Origin of the sequence: Rhizobium sp. 57MFTsu3.2 (assembly GCF_012932765.1) — a bacterium.
Lineage (GTDB): Bacteria > Pseudomonadota > Alphaproteobacteria > Rhizobiales > Rhizobiaceae > Rhizobium > Rhizobium altiplani.
This window is the reverse complement of the sequence record NZ_JDWI01000003.1, coordinates 322,970-343,607: the sequence shown is the minus strand read 5'-3', so window position 1 is coordinate 343,607 and position 20,638 is coordinate 322,970. Positions and strand designations below refer to the sequence as shown.

Here is a 20,638-nt window from a genome sequence, read left to right as displayed (position 1 = left end):
GTGCATGTCGGGAAGCACGCAGATGTCGAAGGACGATTTCGATATGTCGATGCCGATAAAGCGGCTAGTATAGGTCATGAGGCGATGTCTCCCTTATACGCGAGCGCGAAGCTCTCTCAACGGTTCGACGAAGCCTCGAAATGCGCAAAGGGTTCTGCTTTTTTACGAACGAAAGTTCAGGCCCGCTAGGACCAACCGCTCTGCGCATCGTCACTGCGGTGTTGCAATCACCTCAATGGCAAACGAGGCCGGTGCATCATAACCGATGCACCGGCCTCGCAATGTATAAGGCCGCCTCGTTGAGGCGGCCTCTTGAAGGTCAGACTAGGCGGCTCTGTTCGGTTGCGGCTTCGATGAAGCTTGCGAAGAGCGGATGCGGGTCGAGAGGACGGCTCTTCAGTTCCGGATGGTACTGAACGCCGATGAACCAGGGATGCTCAGCATACTCGATCGTCTCGGGCAGTACACCGTCCGGTGACATTCCCGAAAAGACGAGACCGCAGTCTTCCAAACGGTCCTTGTAGTCGATGTTGACTTCGTAGCGATGGCGATGGCGCTCGGAAATATCGGTCGAACCGTAGATCTCCGAGATCTTCGTATCCTTCTTCAACGCAGCCTTGTAGGCGCCGAGGCGCATCGTGCCGCCGAGATCGCCCGCTTCCGTGCGCTTCTGCAGCTCATTGCCCTTCACCCATTCGGTCATCAGGCCGACAACGGGCTCCTTCGTCGGGCCGAACTCGGTCGACGAGGCGCTTTCCACGCCGGCAAGGTTGCGGGCGGCTTCAATGACGGCCATCTGCATGCCAAAGCAGATCCCGAAATACGGTACCTTCCGTTCGCGTGCGAAGCGGGCCGCATGGATCTTGCCTTCCGAGCCGCGCTCGCCGAACCCGCCGGGAACGAGGATGCCATGGACCTTCTCGAGATACGGCGCCGGGTCTTCCTTTTCGAAGACCTCAGATTCGATCCATTCCAGGTTGACCTTGACGCGATTGGCTATGCCGCCGTGATGCAGCGCTTCGATCAGCGACTTGTAGGCATCCTTGAGGCCGGTGTACTTGCCGACGATGGCAATCGTGACCTCGCCCTCAGGCGTGCGGATGCGGTTGCAGACCTCTTCCCATTGGTCAAGGCGGGGCTTAGGTGCCGGCTCGATGCCGAAGGCTGCCAGCACTTCGTTGTCGAGCCCTTCCTTGTGGTAGGCCATCGGGACGTCGTAGATGTTGGCGACGTCGAGCGCCTGGATCACCGCGGACGGACGGACGTTGCAGAAGAGCGACAGCTTGCGGCGTTCCGCTTCCGGAATTTCGCGGTCGGCGCGCACCAGCAGGATGTCCGGATGAATGCCGAGCGCCTGCAGTTCCTTGACGGAGTGCTGGGTTGGCTTGGTCTTCAGTTCGCCGGCAGCCGGAATATACGGCATCAGCGTCAGGTGGACGTAGATCGCAGTGCCGCGCGGCAGGTCGTTGCCGAGCTGGCGGATCGCTTCCATGAACGGCATCGCCTCGATATCGCCGACCGTGCCGCCGATCTCGCAGATGACGAAGTCGTAGTCGCCGTTGCCTTCGGTGACGAAGTCCTTGATCTCGTTGGTGACGTGCGGAATGACCTGAACGGTCGCGCCGAGATAGTCGCCGCGGCGTTCCTTGTCGATGATGTTCTTGTAGATGCGTCCGGTGGTGATGTTGTCGGTCTTGGTCGCCGAACGCCCGGTAAAGCGCTCGTAGTGGCCGAGATCGAGATCCGTTTCGGCACCGTCATCGGTGACGAAGACTTCGCCGTGCTGGGTCGGGCTCATGGTGCCCGGGTCCACGTTCAGATAGGGGTCGAGTTTGCGAAGCCGCACCCGATAACCACGGGCCTGCAGCAACGCTCCGAGAGCCGCGGCCGCAATTCCTTTACCGAGAGAGGAAACCACGCCGCCAGTGATAAATACGTATCGCGCCATGGGAGTCACCGGATACCTTTTCAAAAACGATTCCACCAGCCCAAAAATTCTTTTCCAGAACTTTTGGTGCCAGCGCGGAATCTGAACAAAAGAAAACCGGCAGACCCGAGGGCCTGCCGGCGGTTGATGCTGTGTGCCGCTTACTGTCCGCTTGGGACGGTGGCGGGCGCCGGAGCGGAAGGCGTAGCCGCCTGCGGTGCTGCCGGAGCAGTTTGAGTAGACGGAGCCGTTTCGGCAGGTGCCGGTGCGGCCGGAGCAGTTGCTGCCGGAGCCGGAGCGGTCTCACCGCCGGTCGGAACGCCGTTGTTGTTCTGCGCGGCCGGTGCAGCCGGAGCGGCATTGCCGTTCTGGCCGCCGAGCGAGTCGAGAATACCCTTGCCCTCACCGCTCGTCGCCGGAATACGGTTCAGAATATCCGTCGGACGGCTTTCATAGCGGTTGAGAATGCCGAGGCCGAGCGACGTGATGAAGAACAGCGTCGCCAGGATCGCGGTCGTGCGTGTCAGCGCATTGGCCGTGCCACGGGCAGACATGAAGCCCGAGCCGCCGCCGATGCCGAGGCCGCCGCCTTCCGAGCGCTGAATGAGCACGACGCCGACAAGCGCCAGCACGATCATGAGATGGATGACAATCAAAACGGTCTGCATGGGTCCAGTCCTGCCCACGCGCGCGGCGGGCATAAAGTAAAATTCTGGCGCTCTTTACATGAGGTGATCCGCTATTCCAAGCCCTTAGGCTCGGAATATACACGGCTCTAAGCAACCAGCGCTCCGTATGCGCCGTAGATGGCGAGGAAATCGGCCGCTTTCAAGCTTGCACCGCCGATCAGTGCGCCATCGACATTCGCGACGCCCATCAACTCCCTTGCATTGCTTGGCTTGACCGAGCCGCCATAGAGGATGCGGATCTTCTTGCCAGCCGCCCCGAAGCGGGCGACGAGCTCGGAACGCATGAAGGCGTGCGCCTTCTCTACGTCTTCCACGGTTGGGGTAACGCCGGTGCCGATCGCCCAGACGGGCTCGTAGGCAATGACGGCATTCTCCGGCGTCGCGCTATCCGGCACCGAGGCGGAAAGCTGACGCTTGATGATGTCGAGGGTCTGGCCTGCCTTGCGTTCGTCCGCCGTTTCGCCGATGCACACGATTGCCGTCAGGTCGGCCGCGAACGCAGCCTCCGCTTTGGCGCGAACAAGATGGTCGGTCTCGGCATGGTCGGTGCGACGCTCCGAATGTCCGACGATCACGTAAGTGCCGAAGCAGTCTGCGATCATTTCGGCCGAAATATCGCCGGTGTGGGCGCCCGAGGGCTTCTGGTGGCAGTCCTGTGCGCCGATCGCCAGCGGGCTGTCGGTGCAGAGCGCAGTGGCGACATAAAGCAACGTTGCCGGAGGGCAGATCAGCGCCTCCACCTTATCGGAAAGTGGCCCCTGAACACCTTCGGCGATTGCCTTGATTTGGTCGAGGGAGGCACGCGTGCCGTTCATTTTCCAGTTTCCCGCCACAAGCGGACGCACGTCAGGTGTCATGCCAGCCTTCCCATCTTCCACGTATCGTGGGGCCTTAGCAAAAGCGGGGATCAATGAAAAGGTTTGGGCACCTTCCCTAAGGGAAATAACGGCCTTTTGTCGCGCAAATGCTTAAAATTCGGAGCCCATGTTGCTGAAAATCATAGACCAGGCGGCCGCCATGACGCTCGCCCGGCGGTCAGGCGACTTAGGCTGTCGTCACGAACCCAATATCCAGTTCAGCGTGCGGCGCCAGTCGATCATCCGGATCGGTGTTCCGTGATTTCCCGTCTGATAGAGCGTGAAATGTGCAGGGTAATCCCCCTTCAGCAGTTTTTCGAAGAGTGCCTGCTGGTCTGTCGCTGCATAGACCGGATCCCGGCTGCCATGCGCGAACCAAAGCGGCAGTTTGGCCTTGAAGGACGGGCTCTTGCCGAAGTCCGGATCGGTAACGCCGCTGAGGATCACCATTCCCTTGAGGGCTTTCACGCTGGCGGGGTCACGGCTCAAGCCCCAGCAGACCTGGCTGCCCATCGACGCACACGCCAGAATGACCGGCTTGCCGGGCGACTGCTGGGAAGCGTAGCGGATCAGCCCTTTGATCGCGGCGACGCCATCGCTGTCGAAGCTCTTGACCGTCGGCGAATAATAGACACCGCCATTGCCGGCGACCAGGTTTTTCAGGCGATTGAAGTTGCCCCCGAAACTGTAGTCGTTCACGCCGAGGCGCCGGTCGCCGTTACGACCGTGAATGAAAATGACCGTAAATGCCGCTCCCGAGCTTTGTCCCACCCTGGTAACGTCGAGTCTTTGCGAACCAAGCTGCAAGGTCTCGTCCGACTGCTGCCTTTTGACGCCGAGAGACACGTATTTTTGTTGGGCGCGCTTTTGGGGTATCTGATCGCGGCCGTTGATGTCCCGCATCTCGTCGTATTCGATGACGTCAAGGGCGCCATTATCGCTCGTCCGCAGCACATTTTGTGTGGAGAAGAGCTCGTCCTTAAAGGGCGGCAGGCTCTCGGCCGCTCGGCCGCTTGCCGTCGTCGTCAGGAAAAAGGCCGCAATTGCGGTAATAATGGTGCAATGACTTGTGGACATTCGCATGAGCATGGTTCCCTGAGCCTTCTGGCCGCTTGCCATTCCACGCCCGCCAACGCAAACCACTTCCTAAGGAAGTCCGCCTGATCGGGCGGCGTCGCGTAACGAGGCGCTTTCTGGCAGAATCTGCCTGATTCGCAAACGTGACATCAAATGCGGTGATTTTGGGTCAGGCTTGGCGTAAGGCCCCTGCCCGACAGGATAAAGATCTGAACGGCCCCATGGACGATAGCAACGACCTCTTTTCCGGACTGCCCCTGACACCGAAGCAGGAGGAAGCTCCAAAGTCTGCCGAGCCACAAAAGGCCGCACCCGCTAAGGCTGCTGCCCCCGCCCTGCGTCCGGCGCCCGTGAACTCGACGTCGGAAGACTACGGCGCGTCCTCGATCCGCGTTCTCGAGGGTCTTGAACCCGTCCGCATGCGGCCGGGCATGTATATCGGCGGCACCGACGAAAAGGCTCTTCACCATCTCTTCGCCGAAGTCATCGACAATTCGATGGACGAAGCTGTCGCCGGCCACGCCAACTTCATTGAGGTTCACCTTGACCTGCAGGGCTACTTGACGGTCAGCGACAATGGCCGCGGTATCCCCGTCGAGAATCACCCGCAAGTTCCCGGGAAGTCGACCCTTGAAGTCATCATGACGAAGCTGCACGCGGGCGGCAAGTTCGACGGCAAGGCATATGAGACGTCAGGTGGTCTGCACGGCGTCGGCGTTTCCGTCGTCAATGCGCTTTCCGACGTGCTGGAAGTCGAGGTTGCGCGCAATCGGAAGCTATATCGTCAGCGCTTTTCCCGCGGTTTGCCCCAGGGCGAACTGGAAGAACTCGGCGACGTCCACAATCGTCGTGGCACGCGAGTCCGCTTTCACCCCGATCCGCAGATCTTTGGCGAGCACGCGAAGTTCGATGCCGGGCGTGTGTTCCGTATGGCACGCTCCAAGGCTTACCTCTTTGGCGGCGTCGAAATCCGCTGGAGTTGCGAGGAAGGCGTTCTGCCGCAAGGCTCGGAGATACCTGACAAGGCGGTCTTCCACTTCCCCGGCGGCCTGAAGGATTACCTGCAGGCGACGATGGGCAAGGAATTCACCGTTACCCGCGAGATATTCGCAGGGAAAACCGAGAAGACCAGTGGTCATGGCTCCCTGGAGTGGGCGATCACCTGGTACGGCGGCGATCCCCAGGTCCACTCCTACTGCAACACGATCCCGACGCCCGAAGGCGGCACGCACGAGGCGGGCCTGCGCATCGCGCTGACCAAGGGCCTGAAGAATTACGCCGAACTGACGCAGAACAAGCGCGCTGCCCAGATCACCACCGATGACGTGATGATCTCCGCCGTCGGCATGCTCTCGGTCTTTATCCGCGAGCCGGAATTCGTCGGCCAGACGAAGGACAAGCTCGCCACGGTCGAAGCCCAGCGGATCGTTGAAAACGCACTCCGCGACCCCTTTGACCACTACCTTGCCGACAATCCGAACGAGGCAGCCAAGCTGCTCGACTGGGTTATAGAGCGTGCGGAAGAACGCCTGCGCCGTCGCAAGGAAAAGGAAGTCAACCGCAAGACCGCCGTGCGCAAGCTGCGCCTGCCCGGCAAGCTAGCCGATTGCGCACAGAACACCGCCCAGGGTGCCGAACTTTTCATCGTCGAAGGTGACTCGGCAGGTGGCTCGGCCAAGCAGGCTCGCAATCGTGCCAACCAGGCGATCCTCCCCCTGCGCGGCAAAATCCTCAACGTCGCCAGTGCCGGTCGCGAAAAGCTTGGCGCCAACCAGCAGCTCGCCGATCTCGTTCAGGCGCTCGGTTGCGGTACCCGCTCGAAGTATCGTGAGGAAGACCTTCGCTACGAACGCATCATCGTCATGACCGATGCCGACGTCGACGGTGCCCACATTGCCTCGCTACTGATCACGTTCTTCTATCAGGAAATGCCGGAGCTGGTCCGTGGCGGTCACCTCTTCCTGGCCGTACCGCCGCTCTACAAGATCACCCAGGGCGCGAAGTCCGCTTACGCCCGCGACGATGCGCACCGCGCCGAGCTGATGGAGACCGAGTTCAAGGGCAAGGCGAAAGTCGAAATCAGCCGTTTCAAAGGCCTCGGCGAAATGCTGCCGGCGCAGCTCAAAGAAACCACCATGGACCCAGGCAAGCGCACGCTGTTGCGCGTGATTATCGACGAGGTGGATTTCGAGGGTACGCGCACGGCGGTCGACGACCTGATGGGAACGAAGCCGGAAGCGCGCTTCCGGTTCATTCAGGATCGCGCCGCCTTTGCGGAAAACCTCGATATCTGAACCGGCTAGTCGAGGCGCACCGTAATTTCCGTCTTCACGGAGTTGGCAAGAAAGCACAACTCGTGCGCTTCGTGGTGGAGTTTCTGTTCGATCTCTCGGTTCGGCCTGTCGCCGGCATAGGTAACCTGCGGTCGAAGCTCCACGCGGCTCACCATTGTCCTGCCCTGCACAGTTTCCATAAGGCCGGTTGCCGCATCGACATAGCTATCGACCAGGATGCGCTTCTTTGAGGCCAGCCAGAGATAGAAGAGCATGTGGCAGCTCGACAGTGCTGCAACGTATGCCTCTTCCGGATCAACATTCTCGGCAAGCGCGTACGGCAACGGCACATTGTGCGACGAAGCGGAGGCAGCGACGGTGGCGCCGCCATCAAAGCTCCATCTGTGCCCGCGGCTATAGCGTCCGTCGATAAAACTTGCCGCGCCCCGCTCCCATGCGACCTCCGCGGAAAACGTCGTCATCTCTCATTCTCCCTTGCGCGTCAGGCGCGCTGTTGTCATCTGCAGGTGGCCCGACAGGGCCTTCAGTGCCTCAGCCTCGTCGCGACGCGCGCATGCGTCTATGATGGCGCGATGCTCGGCGTGGAGGATCACACGCTCGTTGGAGCCCTTTGGCTGCCTCAGATAGGCACGACGCGATTCACGCCGCAGTTCGTCGATCATGGACAGAAGGCGGCGATTGCCACATCGCCCGTAGAGCGTTCGATGAAAGGCGACATCCAGCTCCTCCAGCGTGGCCGGATCATCCTCTTCGATCAGATCTTCATTGAGACGGCGCGCCTTGCGCAGGTCGCTGTCGCCGAGCAGCGGCAGCGCAGCGCGCAGCGCCATGCTCTCCAAGGCTGCGCGGATCTCGGCGAGTTCACGTGCTTGCTCTTCCGTCAAACCGGCGACGGCCAGGCTTCGGTCAGGCCGCCGGTCGAGCAGGCCTGACGCTAGCAACCGATCTAGCGCCTGGCGTACCGGCTGGCGGCTCACGCCAAACCGCTCTGCCAGGAGCTCTTGTTTCAGGACGGTCCCTGGCGGCAGGCTCCCGCCTTCTATTTCGCGCCGCAGCGCCGTTGCAATCAGGTTTGTATCCATGGATCCAAAGTAAACGCGCAAGTGTATTTTGGCAACGCTGTGGCAGGATTTCTGTCATATTGATTGCGAAGAATAGCGTTAGGGAGCGTAGTATGGATCGCCGGTGGTCTCACGGGCGCCAGTCGATGACATGAATCGGTCATTGTGCTTGCGCCCGAGGGACGCATGGCCCATATCCATAGCCAAAACAGGGGAAAAGAACGACGTGAGCCTTCCGAACAACAACATCCAGCGAGAGCCGCGATGGCTCGGCCCCTCAGGCCCAGCCCGCACGCCGTTAATTCCCTCCATCTCCGCGGCGCGCTGGCTGCTCGTGCTTGTTGTCGCTGCTGGCGTCTACTTCTTCTACGGCTTTGCTGTCCCGGTTCTCGCCGCCCTTGTCATCGGCTTTGCAAGCTGGCCGCTGTATCGCCGGCTTCTCAGCCGTGTCGGTGGAAACACAACGGTCGCCGCCACCATCGCCATTCTGATGATCGTGACGTTTCTCGTGTTGCCGATCTTTTTCGCCGTCACCTATACGACAGGTGAGGTGCGCGAATGGGTGGCCTGGGCCGTGCACGCAAACAGGTCCGGTGCGCCAACCCCGCAGTGGATCATCGCCCTGCCTTTTGCCGGTCCGTATCTCGATGAACTGTGGACCAGATATATCGGCAGCCCCGGTGCCATGGGTGAGCTAATCCAGGCTGTGAGCGGCGCCCATATCGGCAACATCTATCGGGCGATTCTGGCAGCTGGCGGTGGCGCCTTCCACCTGCTCCTCACGCTGCTCTTCATGTTGATCGCGCTGTTCTTCGTCTACCGCGATGGTTCCTCCTTCTCGCAGCAGATCGATATGCTCGGCGAACGCATTCTTCCGAACCGCTGGGAGCGAATTTCCCGCGTCGTTCCGGCAACCATCAGCTCGACTGTCATGGGCATGACGCTGATCGCGATCGGCGAAGGCATCGTGCTCGGCGTCGCTTATTGGATCGCCGGTGTCCCCTCGCCCGTCACGCTCGGCGTCCTGACCGGTATCATGGCCCTGATACCCGGTGGTGCCCCGCTGTCCTTTACCCTGGTGTCTGTCTACCTGCTCGCCAGTGGCTCACATATCGCAGGCATCGGCCTTTTCGTTTGGGGAACGGTCGAGCTGTTCATTGTCGACAAGACACTTCGTCCGAAGCTTGTTGGCGGTCCCATCAAGCTGCCATTCCTGCCGACCTTCTTCGGCCTTGTCGGCGGCGTGAAAACCATGGGCTTTCTCGGCCTCTTCATCGGGCCGGTGCTGATGGCCCTCATTGTGGCGATCTGGCGCGAATGGATGCACGAGGTCCGGAGTGCCGAAACCGGCCCGAACGTCATGATCGACGAGCAGGCCCCGCCGGCGTCTCGCGCGGCCGAATGATCAGGGCAGCCGCTTTTCCATGAACAGGCTAAGTGGGTCTGGCAGGTAGCTGCCAAACGCTTCGATTTCGCCATAGCCGTACTTTCGGTAGAGAGCGATCGCTTCTGGCTGGTAAATGCCGGTTTCAAGACGGACGGCTTGGAGCTTCTTTTCAGCGGCCGTCGTTTCGAGTGCGTCCATCAGCTTGCTTGCCACTTTCAAGCCGCGGGCGCCGGGATCGACGAACATCCGCTTGATCTCCGCCGTTCCGTCGCCAGCCTCGACCAGTGCACAGCAGCCAACGATCGCACCCTCGTTGCGGGCGACGAAGAAGCTGACGGCCGGCTTCTCCAGGGTCGATACATCGACGAGGTGATTGCTTTCTGGCGGATACAGAGACTGGGCATAGGCGTCGGACATGTCGAGCAAGCGGAGCACGCCGTCTTGGCGCGGTGTTTCCAATGCAATCGTAATGGACACGGGTTTTTCCTGTCTTGTGGCGCCCGCGTAAAAAATGTTGGGGCGCCTTCATTCTGTTGGAATTTCAGCATCTAAGAGGCGAAGGTTCAATATTCAAAAGGCGATATTATGCAAGCGGTGCTGGTTGCAATGACGATCCTAGGCTGCAACGACTCGGTCACACAATGCAACTATCTCGCCACGGTTGAGCAGAAATGGCAGACCGTCGCCATGTGCGACGCCGATTCGGAAAGGCAGCTGAAGCGCTATACGAATGTCAGCTACCCAACGGTAATTGCTGTCTGTGAGCCACCGAAGCCTGCCTCCCCGGAAGCGCCAAAGGCGGTCGTGGAAAGCGCGCCGACGCCGCCCGTTCCAGCCGAAACGCAGGGTCGATTGTCGGCCCTCGCTGACCGGGTGGCGAGTGAGGTGCGCGCGTACCTGCCGTCCGGTAGCGAAATGAAAACAGCGCTGGCTTCACCCGTCCACTTCGTCTCGGGCAGCTATTCCTGGGTGGCGAAGCGGCTGCACCGCTAGGCTGCGGCGAGCGACGTAAATTGAGCATAAGCGCGTGCATGCTGCCGCTGTTCAGCGATGTGCAGCCTTTCGATCATCTCCAGGAGTTCCTGCACGGCCCCATGCGTTGCATGCCGGCGGAACTTCTCAAGCAGCTTGCCGCAGACGTCGCCGAGCATCGTCGCTGCCAGATCTTTCGATGCGTCCCGCCACAACAGCGTCGCTTCGACGAAGATCGTGCTGATCTCGCGGGAAAGGCCGGCCGTCTCATAGAGGGCGCGCACCGCGTGCATGCGACCGGTTGCGAGAATGGAGCGAACGCGTCGCTCTTCGCAGCCAGTCAGGTTGACGATGGCGCCTGCGAAGAACTCGACCTTTCCGGAGCAAAGAGCGTGGATCAGGCACGACGGCGTTAGGTGGCCACTAACCCGTAAATGCTCGACAAGGTCTGAAATCTCGCGCGGCGTAATCTCGCCAGCAATCGACACGATGGCAGTTTCATTGGCCTCTCTGCTGATCCTGTGCAGTCGGCCGGGATCGATCGTCGCTAGCGCCAATGGCAGACCAACGAGGGCGGCGCTGACATGCTGCGTCAACAACTGACGCGCGTCCGCCGCAAGATCCCCGCGCTCCAGCAGCAGATTGCGGATTTCGCAGTGATGGCCGAGCCGCTCGGCAATTCTTTTAAGAGAGTAAGGCGCGATGGCCGCCCCGCCGTTCTCGAGAAGGCAGAGGACGGCCTCTTCTTCACCGATCTCGGCGAGCGCGGCTGAAACCGGCCGTGAAATCGTGCCGCGCGCGGCAATCAGCATTCGCGTGATGTCGCTGCCGCTGGCCGCGAGATCCACGAGGTCTGCGTCCGACAGTAAGGGTGAGCATGTGACCGCATGGCAGGCGATCTCCGGCTGATCCGCGGCCAGCGAGAGAATAACCGCTCGCGGCGCCTCCGGTGACCAAGAGATTGCTTCGGCAAGCGCCAGCCTCACCTTGGGGGATGGGTCGTCGAGCAGGAAAGTCATGGCCATCTCGGCCGCGGCGCGTTCTTCTGCTGCCATTTCGGACTGCAGATAGGCTCTGCCGAGGGCACTGGCCGCACGGGCCCTGTCTCCGGCCTTGGCAGTTTCCGCCCAACGAAGAAATGCTTCTACGATCACCCGTGTGCCCCATGCCCGAATGCGATTCTCTCGCATTCCAATCAGTGAGATCACGGTATCTTGGAAAAGTTTATGATTGGTTCACCATGTTCCTTAAGCGCTGACGGCCAACGTCAAACCTGCGGCCGGAACATTTCGAACACGTCGCTGCCTTCGCTGTAGTCCATGTAACCCATGCGGGCGACTGGCCTGGCGATCGCCATATCGAGTCGCCCATCGCGAATGATCGTCTCGTCGATGTGGATGCCGACAACCTGACCGAGGATCATGATGTTCTCGGAATTTTCACCGGTGAGTGACTTCGGCACAAGGGTCTCCGTTACCTTGCATTCGAGCACGGCAAAGGCCTCGGCGACGTAGGGCGCGTCGACAAGCTCACCCTTCCTGGCGGCGAGGCCGGAAAGAGCAAACTCGTCAACGCCATAGTCGACGGCCGCAGATGAGATATTCATCTTCTCGACCAGGTTCCGGCTGACAAAGTTACAGGTGAACTCGCCGGTCTCGATCGCATTCCTCTGGCTGTGCTTTAGACCGGCGGAGGAAAACATCACGAGTTTCGGGCGGTCGGAAATCGCATTGAAGAAAGAGTACGGTGCAAGGTTGATCGAGCCGTCGCTTCCCCTGCTGCCGATCCAGCCAATCGGACGCGGCGAGACAATGGCCTTGAAGGGATCGTGCGACAGGCCATGCCGGTTCGTATCGGTGGTATAGAACATCAGTCCCCTCCGCCAACCCAGGTCACAGTCTCGGTCAGTTCCGGGCGCGGGCGCTCGACGGGCGGAAACGTCGTTGAGCCCATGTGAATGAAACCAGCGATCTTTTCGCCCGACTTGACGCCCAGGAGTTCGTAGGCGCGCTCGTCATAGGCGAACCACTCCGTCAGCCAGTTGGCGACCCAGCCGTGGGCATTGGCGGCGAAGATGATGTTGAGGCAGACAGCACCAGCAGACATCAGCTGCTCCCACTCGGGAATCTTGATGTGCGGGCCGGACTTGCTGACGACGGCAACGACAACAGGAGCGCGGGTAAAGCGCGTACGCTCCACCTGGACCATTTCCTCAGACAGTTCTGGCTTGGCCTCGAGCGCGAGCTTGAGGAGCTCTTGGCCAATCCGGGCACGCTCTTCGCCGCGATAGACGATGAAGCGCCATGGCGCGAGCTTGCCGTGGTCGGGCACGCGGGAGGCCAGGCGCAAAATCTCTTCGATCTCGGCTTTGTCGGGGCCCGGCTCGCACATCTGGAAAGCGGGAATAGAGCGACGGACACCGAGATAGTCGATCAGCTTGATATCGGATTTCATGCGGGAGAGACTTCCATTTTCATGACAGCATTTGGGATGGGTCTTGAATTTGCCATCGCGTTGGTCTTGAAGTGGCCTCTGTGATTTCAGATGTCAATTGGTTCGCACGACAGATGGTTGGCATTTCGCCATATGCACGCATAAGCCTGGCCTTGGTTTTGACCGCCCTACTGCCTTTAAGCAGCCAGGCGCAGGACGCCTTCCAGACCTTCAAGCAGTTGGATACGACTGCGAAAATGCCGAAGCTGAATGCCTTCATCGCGCCGGGCACCGCCCCGCAGGGCTCGAAGCTGCGCGAGATCGCGCTCGAGGCGAAACTGACCGCCAACGGCGATCCTGTTCAGGATGGTCTCTCCTGGTATGTGTTCAGCCCGGCAGCGGGCACCGACGGAAAGCTTCCGCTGATCGCGTCCTCGCAAGGCGGCTCCGCGGATTTTCAGCTCGCGCCGGGAGACTATTTCGTCAACGTTTCTTTCGGTCGCGCCGGTGTCACGCGCAAGCTGACGGTTCCTGAAGAGGGTCAGGTCGACAAGCAGACGATGGTGCTGGAAGCCGGTGGCTTACTGCTGAACGCGGTCTCGGGAACGGACGTTCGCATTCGCCCGGATCAGCTCAGCTTCTCGATTTACTCCGCCGACGTGCGTGAGGACGGCGAGCGCGGTCTTGTCATGGCTGACGTGCCGCCAAACACCGTGGTTCGCTTGAATGCCGGAACCTACCACATCGTCTCCGAATACGGCGACACCAATGCCTCGATCCGCGCCGATATCCAGGTGGAGGCAGGCAAGCTCACGGAAGCAACGATCCAGCACAAGGCAGCACAGATCACGTTCAAGCTCGTGTCCGACGCCGGTGGGGAAGCGATCGCCGATACGGCCTGGTCGATCCTGACGGCCGCTGGCGACAGTGTCGGCGAGAGCGTCAGCGCTTTCCCGACCATGGTGCTCGCCGAAGGCGAATACTCCGCCGTCGCTCGAAACAAGGACAAGATCTACCAGCGGGATTTCAAGGTCGAAGCCGGCAAGAACACAGACGTCGAAGTTCTTATGAAGGACGTGCAACCCGAAGAACCGACAGAGGCCGCTAAAACCGTTCAGGTTCAGCCGGATCAGCAACCGCCAGCGAGTGACGGCTCGCCGAATACGCAGGCACCGCTACCTACCTACGATCAGCTCCAGGGCGGCACCGGCGCCGACGCGGACTGATCGGCCTCCTAGGGGGCCACAGACAAAGAAAAACCGCCCGGTTCTTTTAGAAACCGGGCGGTGTTGTATTCACGTGCTGGAGGCAGCTCAGGCTGCCTTTGCCTTCCTCGCTTCCGCCTTCCGGCGCACGTCCGGCGGCGTGGCTTCGAGCCCGAGGCTTGCGATTGCCTCGTCAAGCGACATCGAGGTTTGCTCCTGGCTGCCAAGACGGCGGATGTTGACCGTGCGCTCTTCCGCTTCCTTCTTCCCGCAGACGATGATGACGGGAACTTTCGTAACGGAATGCTCGCGGATCTTGTAGTTGATCTTCTCGTTACGGAAGTCGGTCTCAACGGTCAGGCCGGCGTCCCGCAGCGCTGCCGCGACTTCGGCGCCATAGCCGTCGGCCTCGGACGTGATCGTCGCGACGACGACCTGCTGCGGCGATACCCACAGCGGCAGATGTCCTGCGAAGTTCTCGATCAGGATGCCGAGGAAGCGCTCCATCGAACCGCAGATCGCGCGGTGGATCATCACCGGCTGCGTCTTTTCCGAATTGCTGTCGATGTAGAAGGCACCGAAGCGTTCCGGCAGGTTGAAGTCGACCTGCGTCGTGCCGCACTGCCATTCACGGCCGATCGCGTCCTTTAGCGTATATTCGAACTTCGGACCATAGAACGCGCCCTCGCCCGGCAGAACGCCGGTCTTGATGTTGTTCGACTGGTGTTGGATCGTGTCCAGCACGTCGGTCATCACGCTTTCGGCGCGATCCCAAAGATCATCCGAACCAACACGCTTTTCCGGGCGCGTTGAGAGCTTGATGGTGATCTCGTCGAAGCCGAAGTCCTTGTAGACCGACAGGATCAGATCGTTGATCTTCAGGCACTCGGCTGCCATCTGCTCGTCGGTGCAGAAGATGTGCGCATCGTCCTGCGTGAAGCCGCGCACACGCATCAACCCATGCAGAGCACCGGACGGCTCGTAGCGGTGAACTGTGCCGAATTCCGCAAGACGGATCGGCAGTTCGCGATAAGACTTCAAGCCATGCTTGAAGATCTGCACATGGCCGGGGCAGTTCATCGGCTTCAGCGCGAACACGCGGTCATCATCCGTATCGTCGCCGGCGACGGTGACCTTGAACATGTTGTCGCGGTACCAGCCCCAGTGACCGGAGGTTTCCCAGAGCGACTTGTCGAGCACCTGCGGCGCATTGACCTCCTGGTAGTCTTCGGCGAGACGACGGCGCATATAGGCGACGAGCGTCTGGAACATGCGCCATCCCTTGCCGTGCCAGAAGACAACGCCCGGACCCTCTTCCTGGAAATGGAAGAGGTCCATTTCGCGGCCGAGGCGGCGGTGATCGCGCTTCTCGGCTTCCGCGAGCACGTGCAAGTAGTTGTCGAGTTCGGCCTGTTCGGCAAATGCCGTGCCGTAGATGCGGGTCAGCATCGGATTGTTGCTGTCGCCACGCCAATAGGCGCCGGCCACCTTCATCAACTTGAACGCCGTCCCGATCTGGCCGGTCGATGCCATATGGGGGCCGCGGCAGAGGTCGAACCAGTCGCCCTGATAATAGATCTTCAGATCCTGGCCTGCCGGAATCGCATCGACGAGTTCAACCTTGTAGCTTTCGCCCTTCGCGGCGAACACTTCCTTGGCCTTCTCGCGCGCCCAGACTTCCTTGGTAAACGGCGCGTTGCGAGCAATGATCTCCTTCATCTTCTTTTCGATTTTCGGCAGATCGTCGGGTGTGAAGGGCTCGTTCTTGGCAAAGTCGTAGTAGAAGCCGTTCTCGATAACAGGGCCGATCGTGACCTGCGTGCCGGGCCAGAGCTCCTGCACGGCTTCCGCCATCACGTGGGCTGCGTCATGCCGGATCAACTCCAGCGCGCGGCCGTCGGTGCGGGTGATGATTTCAATTGCGCCTGCCGTCACCGGATCGGAAAGGTCACGGACCTGACCGTCGATAGCGATCGCGACTGCCTTCTTGGCAAGCGACTTGGAAATGGATTCTGCGACATCCTTGCCGGTTGCGCCAGCATCGTAGCTGCGCACGGAACCATCGGGAAATGTCAGGGAAACGGATTGGGACATCTAGAATTCTCCTTGTCCAGTCCCGCCAACGAATGCGGGTGGTTGCAATGAAGCGCTTCGTCCGCACGAATGCGCCGCCGCCTGATACCGAGATTTGCTGCTTGAGTAAAGAAAAAGCCAGCTTAGCCGATCATTTCGGCAAGGCCACGCACCGTGTTCCAGTTCCGCAATGTTCCGACGCCCATTCGCTTGGTCGTCAGTGCCGAGAGCAACTTCCACTCGCTCGGCTTGCCGGCAAAATCGATCCAAAGGTCGCCGGCGGTGAGTGCCATTCGCTGCTTAAGATCGGCATAAGGGCGAAGCGCCTCCATGGCAGTAGGTGGAAGCGGCCTGCGCATGACGCGCACGATCACCTGACTGCCCTCGCCGTCTGCAAAAGGATTGGACTTCGCAAGGGTCAACCAGTCGATACCTTTGCGCACGATGATATCGACCGGTTTGCCGAAACGAGCCTTGAAGGCCGATTCCAGCTTCGCCTCGATCTCTGCGAGCAGGGCGGCATCGGCCTCGAAAACGATGTTCCCGGTCGAGACAAGTGTCCTCGGATTCTTGTACCCGATGTCCTTGGCCATGTCGCGAAGGTCGGACATCACCACGCGGCGACCGGGCGCAAGCACAATGCTGTGCAGGAGCGCGACGTAGATCATGCTTTGCAGAACTCTGCCGCGCCCTCGCCAAAATCTTCGAGTTCGTGCTTGGACGCGGCCGCATCCACATACTTGAGCGAGGCATCGGGGACGTCGAGGCGACGGCGAAACACCCGAAATGCACCTTGCGTCATCGTTCAGCCCGCCTTGCGACCAAGCGCGAGGTAGCGCCAGGGCGTCCACCAGTGAAAGCGTTCGCCGAGCTGCTCAGGAACCGGGTCGAGCCCGCTGGTGCCGCCCGGGCCGCAGCGCGCGACGCGAAAGAGCGTCATCCATCCGCCGTTCCACAGCCCGTAACGGGCGACTGCCTCATAGCCGTATTCCGAGCAGGTCGGGATGTGGCGGCAGGAATTGCCGATGAAACCGGAGAGGGTCAACTGGTAGGCGCGAATGAAACCCATCCCCAGCACCCTGCCGGCCGTCTTCCGAAACGGGCCGGAGTAATTTCGGGAGTAGGAGCGCGTGGATCGACGCGGTGCGGCGGCGCCACCCTCGTCTTCGTCCTCATCGCGATTGATCGAACAGAATTTGCACATCGGTTATGCCGCTCAGGCCTCGATGGTTTCGCCGCGCTTGGCCTCGACCTGGCTGACCGCATCGACGACGGCGTCGAAGGTCAGCATCGTCGAGGCATGTCGTGCCTTGTAGTCCTTCACGGGGCGGAGATAACGCATGTCCTCGAAGCGGCCTTCCGGCCCCTCGCCGTCCGCCTTCAGCATTGCCAGCATGTCCTCTCGCGCCTTGCGCAACTCAGTCGCGCTGGCGCCGATCACATGGCGGGCCATGATCGAAGACGATGCCTGTCCGAGCGCGCAGGCTTTGACGTCGTGCGCGAAGGCGGTGACCGTATCGCCGTCCATCTTCAGCCAGATCTTGACCTTGGAGCCGCAAAGTTTGGAGTGCGCCTGGGCGCTGGCGTCCGCATCCGGCAAGCTGCCGATCAGCGGAATATTGCCCGCGAATTCCAGGATTTTGCTGTTGTAGATATCGTCCATCGTGGATTCCGCTCCAGAATTCATGCGGATCGGCGCCTCAAAACTCATTGTAGCACAAAAGAAAAACACAGCGTGTCGTGCCGGGAGACTTACATAAGGATGCCGTTTTCCTATATGTATGTCGTTCGAAGGCCAGAAAAATGCAATGGCCTCGGCTAAGTTTGATTGGGAAACCGTGCCGGAAGGGCAGCAAACCAAGCCCTGAAAGCCCCGGAGCCTGCCAAAGGTGCATGAATTCCCTTGAGTGGAATTGCCAGTGGCTAGTCCGAAAGACGGTCCGCCAAAGCGGATCAGGAGACTGTTACATATGGACGCCATCATCAAGAATTTTCCGCAGACCCCCGCCGATCTCGATGCGGATCGGCCCAGCCAGAAAGAAGCAGAGGATGCCGTCCGCACGCTGTTGCGTTGGGCAGGTGACGATCCGACGCGCGAAGGCCTGCTCGATACGCCAGCACGCGTGGCCAAAGCCTATCGTGAACTCTTTGCCGGCTATGATATGGACCCGGAAGATGTGCTGGGCCGTACCTTTGAAGAGGTTGCCGGCTACGACGACATGGTCCTGGTGAGGGATATTCCGTTCTTCTCTCATTGCGAACACCACATGGTTCCAATCATCGGCAAGGCCCATGTTGCCTACATGCCGGATGGCAAGGTGCTGGGCCTTTCGAAGATCGCACGCGTCGTTGAGATCTACGGTCGTCGCCTGCAAACGCAGGAAACCATGACCGCCCAGATCGCTAAGGCCATTGACGACACGCTCACTCCGCGCGGTGTAGCCGTCATGATTGAGGCCGAACACATGTGCATGGCGATGCGCGGTGTGCAAAAGCAGGGCTCGACCACATTGACGACAACATTTACCGGAACGTTCAAAACTGAGCCGGCTGATCAAGCCCGATTCATGTCCATGGTCCGGAGCCGCTGAATACGGCTTCAGTTAAGAAAGCCGCGATGATGCCCTTTGCGTTCAATGCGCCGTCCGATGATAAATCAGAACTTGAGGACGCGGGCGACTTCACGCCACGCTTTGACGATCGCGGCCTGATCACCGCGATTGTCACCGATTCCGCCGATGGCGAGTTGCTGATGGTGGCGCATATGAACGCCCAGGCCCTCGCACTGACCATTCAGACCGGGAAGGCTCATTACTTCAGCCGCTCGCGGGGCAAGCTCTGGATCAAGGGCGAAACCTCGGGCAACACCCAGATGGTCAAGGAAATCCGAACGGACTGCGACCAGGACGCCATCTGGCTGAAGGTCGAGGTCGCAGGCCATGATGCCACCTGTCACACCGGTCGCCGATCCTGCTTCTATAGGACCGTGAACCTCGAAGACGGCAAGCCGATGCTCGAAATCGTCGATGACGAGCTCCAGTTCGATCCGGACGAAGTCTACGGTAAAGAGTCATAAAAGCAGGCAGTTGCCTCTTATTGGGCCAAAATCTACGCCTATATACGAATTGGAAAGGGACGCGGGACACTAATATAGTTCGTTTTTAATTGTTTGCCGGGAGGGATACGAGCCATGCTGAATTGGGGATTGTACCGCCAAAGCTCCGAGGCGGGCGCGTCCAATGCCAGCACCCCGACCGCGCCAGACATGAACGCTCCCGCATCTCCTCCGCCTGCCCCCAAGAGAACCAAGCTTGCCCTTGCGCTGGGCGGCGGCGCCGCACGCGGCTGGGCGCATATAGGGGTTCTGCGCGCCCTGGACGAAGAAGGTATCGAGATCGGCATGGTTGCCGGAACCTCGATCGGTGCGCTGGTCGGCGGCTGCTATCTGGCGGGCAAGCTCGACGAACTGGAAGGATTCGCTCGTTCGCTGACGATGCGGCGTATAGCGAGCCTGCTTGATCTGACGATCGGCGGCAGTGGTCTGTTCGGCGGCATGCGGTTGACGAAGCGCATGCAGGAGCATCTTGAGGGGCTCAACGTCGAAGATCTGGACCGGCCATTCGTGGCTGTCGCCGCCGAAGTAAACACCGGGCACGAAGTTTGGATCGCAAACGGATCGCTAATTACGGCTCTTCGCGCCTCCTATGCCCTCCCCGGCATTTTCGAACCCATCCGCAGCAATCAACGGACACTCGTCGATGGCGCGCTGGTCAATCCGGTTCCCGTTTCCGTATGTCGCGCCTACGAGCAACCGCTCGTGGTTGCCGTCAATCTGAACTACGATCTTTACGGTCGATCGGCTGTCGTCCGGCACAATGCAACCCTCTCGCGCTCCGAAGTCCAGCGACGCGAGGAGGTGCCCTATACCAAGCTCGGCATGACCGGTGTGATGGTGCAGGCTTTCAACATCATCCAGGATAGGATCGCGCGTGCGCGCTTGGCGGGCGATCCGCCGGACATATCGCTTCAGCCGCGTCTCGGCGATATCGGCCTCTCGGAATTCCATCGCGCTGGAGAAGCGATTGAGCGCGGCTATGAAGAAGCCAAGCTGAGGCTTCCCGAGTTGAAACGGATGCAGGAACTATTCGCCGGCTCTCTCTAGGCGCCGGCGAAGCATTCAGCCGGCGATGTAGGCCTTGATCTGTTCGGCTTCCAGTTCGACTTCAGCAATACGCGTCTTCACGACGTCACCAATCGAAATGATACCGGCAAGTTTGCCGTTCGTTTCGACAGGAACGTGACGGAAGCGTCGGCTCGTCATCAGCCCCATCAGGTCATACACTGTCGAATCTTCATGGCACCGATAGACCTTTGCGGTCATAAGCGAGCCAACCGGCTGATCGAGGCAGGCCGCCCCCGCCTTGGCGATCGCGTGCACGACGTCGCGCTCCGTGAAAATCCCGGAAATCTTGTTTTCCATCCCGACGATAACGATAGCGCCGATCTTCTTCTTGCTGAGAATCACAGCCGCCTCGGCAACGGTCGTGTTTGGCCCGGCGGTTACGACATCCCTGCCCTTCGCATCGAGTATGGCCTTGACTGAGTTGGACATTCTTGAACCTCCTATGTCGAAAGTGAAACACTTCAACTGATCACAGGCATC

General features: G+C 60.2%; 23 protein-coding genes. 7 read left to right on the top strand and 16 right to left on the bottom strand.

Annotation, left to right across the window (positions count from 1 at the left end):
• Window positions 1–319: 319 nt before the first annotated feature.
• The 4 genes from AF71_RS05795 to AF71_RS05780 form a co-directional block, all read right to left on the bottom strand.
• Window positions 320–1,948: a CTP synthase gene (locus AF71_RS05795; protein WP_018854989.1), complete on the bottom strand. Its 1,629-nt coding sequence runs from the start codon at window positions 1,946–1,948 to the stop codon at window positions 320–322.
• Between the two features lie 140 nt (window positions 1,949–2,088).
• Window positions 2,089–2,595, bottom strand: coding sequence for a preprotein translocase subunit SecG (secG, locus tag AF71_RS05790; RefSeq protein WP_169680298.1), 507 nt, complete (start codon window positions 2,593–2,595; stop codon window positions 2,089–2,091).
• Window positions 2,596–2,702: 107 nt separating this feature from the next.
• Window positions 2,703–3,473 (bottom strand): triose-phosphate isomerase, encoded by a 771-nt coding sequence (gene tpiA / locus AF71_RS05785; RefSeq protein ID WP_026371493.1) that lies wholly within the window; start codon window positions 3,471–3,473, stop codon window positions 2,703–2,705.
• A 198-nt stretch (window positions 3,474–3,671) separates the two neighbouring features.
• Window positions 3,672–4,556 carry an alpha/beta hydrolase gene (locus AF71_RS05780; RefSeq protein ID WP_113470459.1) on the bottom strand — a complete coding sequence of 295 codons (885 nt, stop codon included), beginning with the start codon at window positions 4,554–4,556 and terminating at the stop codon, window positions 3,672–3,674.
• A gap of 215 nt (window positions 4,557–4,771) precedes the next feature.
• Here AF71_RS05780 and parE point away from each other — a divergent pair, with 215 nt between their 5' ends.
• Entirely contained in the window at window positions 4,772–6,844 is a 2,073-nt protein-coding gene (gene parE, locus AF71_RS05775) for a DNA topoisomerase IV subunit B (RefSeq protein WP_062370902.1), read from the top strand.
• A 5-nt stretch (window positions 6,845–6,849) separates the two neighbouring features.
• Here parE and AF71_RS05770 read toward each other — a convergent pair whose 3' ends face one another.
• Together AF71_RS05770 and AF71_RS05765 are read right to left on the bottom strand one after the other, a co-directional pair.
• Complete coding sequence (locus tag AF71_RS05770; protein ID WP_169680297.1) at window positions 6,850–7,305, bottom strand: OsmC family protein; 456 nt, start codon at window positions 7,303–7,305, stop codon at window positions 6,850–6,852.
• Between the two features lie 3 nt (window positions 7,306–7,308).
• Complete coding sequence (locus AF71_RS05765) at window positions 7,309–7,926, bottom strand: GntR family transcriptional regulator (protein ID WP_113470429.1); 618 nt, start codon at window positions 7,924–7,926, stop codon at window positions 7,309–7,311.
• Window positions 7,927–8,131: 205 nt separating this feature from the next.
• On the opposite strand from AF71_RS05765, the gene AF71_RS05760 reads away from it, so the two are divergent.
• The gene (locus tag AF71_RS05760) at window positions 8,132–9,310 is read left to right on the top strand and encodes an AI-2E family transporter (RefSeq protein WP_018854982.1); all 1,179 of its coding nucleotides are present in this window, start codon (window positions 8,132–8,134) and stop codon (window positions 9,308–9,310) included.
• Here AF71_RS05760 and AF71_RS05755 read toward each other — a convergent pair whose 3' ends face one another.
• A complete protein-coding gene (locus AF71_RS05755; protein ID WP_018854981.1) occupies window positions 9,311–9,769 on the bottom strand; it encodes a GNAT family N-acetyltransferase in 459 nt (152 codons plus the stop codon).
• A gap of 108 nt (window positions 9,770–9,877) precedes the next feature.
• Here AF71_RS05755 and AF71_RS05750 point away from each other — a divergent pair, with 108 nt between their 5' ends.
• Window positions 9,878–10,285 carry a hypothetical protein gene (locus AF71_RS05750; RefSeq protein WP_113164078.1) on the top strand — a complete coding sequence of 136 codons (408 nt, stop codon included), beginning with the start codon at window positions 9,878–9,880 and terminating at the stop codon, window positions 10,283–10,285.
• Here AF71_RS05750 and AF71_RS05745 read toward each other — a convergent pair.
• From AF71_RS05745 to AF71_RS05735, 3 genes are all read right to left on the bottom strand, one after another.
• The gene (locus AF71_RS05745; RefSeq protein WP_192241976.1) at window positions 10,282–11,454 is read right to left on the bottom strand and encodes a DUF2336 domain-containing protein; all 1,173 of its coding nucleotides are present in this window, start codon (window positions 11,452–11,454) and stop codon (window positions 10,282–10,284) included. The two genes, AF71_RS05750 and AF71_RS05745, sit on opposite strands and share 4 nt — an antisense overlap.
• A gap of 77 nt (window positions 11,455–11,531) precedes the next feature.
• A complete protein-coding gene (locus AF71_RS05740) occupies window positions 11,532–12,134 on the bottom strand; it encodes a flavin reductase family protein (protein WP_113470431.1) in 603 nt (200 codons plus the stop codon).
• Window positions 12,134–12,718, bottom strand: coding sequence for a nitroreductase (locus AF71_RS05735; RefSeq protein ID WP_018854977.1), 585 nt, complete (start codon window positions 12,716–12,718; stop codon window positions 12,134–12,136). Before AF71_RS05735 ends, AF71_RS05740 begins: the two co-directional genes overlap by 1 nt.
• A gap of 113 nt (window positions 12,719–12,831) precedes the next feature.
• Here AF71_RS05735 and AF71_RS05730 point away from each other — a divergent pair, with 113 nt between their 5' ends.
• Complete coding sequence (locus AF71_RS05730) at window positions 12,832–13,923, top strand: hypothetical protein (RefSeq protein WP_037089063.1); 1,092 nt, start codon at window positions 12,832–12,834, stop codon at window positions 13,921–13,923.
• Window positions 13,924–14,010: 87 nt separating this feature from the next.
• Here AF71_RS05730 and thrS read toward each other — a convergent pair whose 3' ends face one another.
• From thrS to AF71_RS05705, 5 genes are all read right to left on the bottom strand, one after another.
• A complete protein-coding gene (gene thrS, locus AF71_RS05725; RefSeq protein WP_169680295.1) occupies window positions 14,011–15,996 on the bottom strand; it encodes a threonine--tRNA ligase in 1,986 nt (661 codons plus the stop codon).
• A gap of 122 nt (window positions 15,997–16,118) precedes the next feature.
• Window positions 16,119–16,643, bottom strand: a complete 525-nt coding sequence (locus AF71_RS05720) for a DUF1697 domain-containing protein (RefSeq protein WP_169680294.1) — start codon at window positions 16,641–16,643, stop codon at window positions 16,119–16,121.
• On the bottom strand, window positions 16,640–16,777 hold the full coding sequence (locus AF71_RS05715; RefSeq protein ID WP_162763407.1) for a hypothetical protein: 138 nt from the start codon (window positions 16,775–16,777) through the stop codon (window positions 16,640–16,642). The genes AF71_RS05720 and AF71_RS05715 overlap by 4 nt, the downstream gene beginning before the upstream one ends.
• Before the next feature lie 3 nt (window positions 16,778–16,780).
• A complete protein-coding gene (gene yidD, locus AF71_RS05710; protein WP_113470433.1) occupies window positions 16,781–17,179 on the bottom strand; it encodes a membrane protein insertion efficiency factor YidD in 399 nt (132 codons plus the stop codon).
• Window positions 17,180–17,191: 12 nt separating this feature from the next.
• A complete protein-coding gene (locus tag AF71_RS05705) occupies window positions 17,192–17,638 on the bottom strand; it encodes an iron-sulfur cluster assembly scaffold protein (RefSeq protein WP_018854971.1) in 447 nt (148 codons plus the stop codon).
• A 307-nt stretch (window positions 17,639–17,945) separates the two neighbouring features.
• Here AF71_RS05705 and folE point away from each other — a divergent pair, with 307 nt between their 5' ends.
• The 3 genes from folE to AF71_RS05690 all read left to right on the top strand — a co-directional run bounded on the left by folE (window position 17,946) and on the right by AF71_RS05690 (window position 20,137).
• Window positions 17,946–18,566 carry a GTP cyclohydrolase I FolE gene (gene folE / locus AF71_RS05700; protein WP_018854970.1) on the top strand — a complete coding sequence of 207 codons (621 nt, stop codon included), beginning with the start codon at window positions 17,946–17,948 and terminating at the stop codon, window positions 18,564–18,566.
• Between the two features lie 26 nt (window positions 18,567–18,592).
• On the top strand, window positions 18,593–19,051 hold the full coding sequence (gene hisI, locus AF71_RS05695; protein WP_018854969.1) for a phosphoribosyl-AMP cyclohydrolase: 459 nt from the start codon (window positions 18,593–18,595) through the stop codon (window positions 19,049–19,051).
• 114 nt (window positions 19,052–19,165) lie between these two features.
• Window positions 19,166–20,137: a patatin-like phospholipase family protein gene (locus AF71_RS05690; protein WP_112660177.1), complete on the top strand. Its 972-nt coding sequence runs from the start codon at window positions 19,166–19,168 to the stop codon at window positions 20,135–20,137.
• Between the two features lie 15 nt (window positions 20,138–20,152).
• Here AF71_RS05690 and AF71_RS05685 read toward each other — a convergent pair whose 3' ends face one another.
• Window positions 20,153–20,587 carry a CBS domain-containing protein gene (locus AF71_RS05685; RefSeq protein ID WP_018854967.1) on the bottom strand — a complete coding sequence of 145 codons (435 nt, stop codon included), beginning with the start codon at window positions 20,585–20,587 and terminating at the stop codon, window positions 20,153–20,155.
• Window positions 20,588–20,638 lie beyond the last annotated feature (51 nt).